We start from the raw sequence: 1354 nt of genomic DNA on the forward strand, positions 1-1354 counted from the left end.
TCACACCACCGCGGGGAAGCTCGCGGATCTGCAGCGCCGTATCGAAGAGGCGACCCATGCGGGGTCCGCGCGCGCGGTGGAGAAGCAGCACGCCAAGGGCAAGCTGACCGCGCGCGAGCGCATCGACCTCCTCCTGGACGAGGGGTCCTTCACCGAGCTCGACGAGTTCGCCCGGCACCGTTCGACCAACTTCGGCATCGAGCAGAACCGCCCCTACGGCGACGGGGTCGTCACCGGCTACGGCACAGTCGACGGCCGCCCGGTGGCCGTCTTCTCCCAGGACTTCACGGTCTTCGGCGGGGCGCTCGGGGAGGTGTTCGGCGAGAAGATCGTCAAGGTCATGGACTTCGCGCTGAAGACCGGCTGCCCGGTCATCGGCATCAACGACTCCGGCGGCGCCCGCATCCAGGAGGGCGTGGTCTCGCTCGGCATGTACGGCGAGATCTTCCGCCGCAACACCCACGCCTCCGGAGTGATCCCGCAGATCAGCCTGGTCGTGGGCCCGTGCGCGGGCGGGGCGGTCTACTCCCCGGCGATCACCGACTTCACGGTGATGATCGACCAGACCTCGCACATGTTCATCACCGGCCCCGACGTGATCAAGACCGTCACCGGTGAGGACGTCGGCTTCGAAGAGCTGGGCGGCGCCCGGACACACAACACCACCTCCGGTGTCGCGCACTACCTGGCCGGCGACGAGAAGGACGGCATCGAGTACGTCAAGACCCTGCTGGCCTACCTCCCCTCCAACAACCTCTCCGAGCCCCCGGCCTTCGCCGACGAGGCCGATCTGGAGCTCTCGGACGAGGACCGGGAGATGGACACGCTCATCCCGGACTCGGCGAACCAGCCGTACGACGTCCACAAGGCCATCGAGCACGTCCTGGACGACAACGAATTCCTGGAGACACAGGCGCTCTTCGCGCCCAACATCATCACCGGCTTCGGCCGGGTCGAGGGCCACCCGGTGGGCATCGTGGCCAACCAGCCGATGCAGCTCGCCGGCTGCCTGGACATCGACGCCTCCGAGAAGGCCGCACGCTTCGTGCGCACCTGCGACGCGTTCAACGTGCCCGTGCTGACCTTCGTGGACGTGCCCGGCTTCCTGCCCGGCACCGACCAGGAGTACAACGGCATCATCCGGCGCGGCGCCAAGCTGATCTTCGCCTACGCGGAGGCCACCGTCCCGCTGATCACGGTCATCACCCGCAAGGCGTTCGGCGGCGCCTACGACGTGATGGGCTCCAAGCACCTGGGCGCCGACCTCAACCTGGCCTGGCCCACCGCGCAGATCGCGGTCATGGGCGCCCAGGGCGCGGTCAACATCCTCCACCGGCGCACCATCGCCGCCTCC

The 1354-nt window shown here is 68.3% G+C and carries 1 protein-coding gene; it reads left to right on the plus strand.

Annotated features, from left to right (window positions below; genetic code table 11):
- A partial coding sequence (locus J5X86_RS50135; protein WP_208523227.1) for an acyl-CoA carboxylase subunit beta occupies positions 1-1354 on the plus strand: 1354 nt, incomplete at both ends.

The organism is Streptomyces sp. NEAU-YJ-81, from assembly GCF_017592595.1.
In the GTDB taxonomy this organism is placed as follows: Bacteria; Actinomycetota; Actinomycetes; order Streptomycetales; family Streptomycetaceae; genus Streptomyces; species Streptomyces hygroscopicus_B.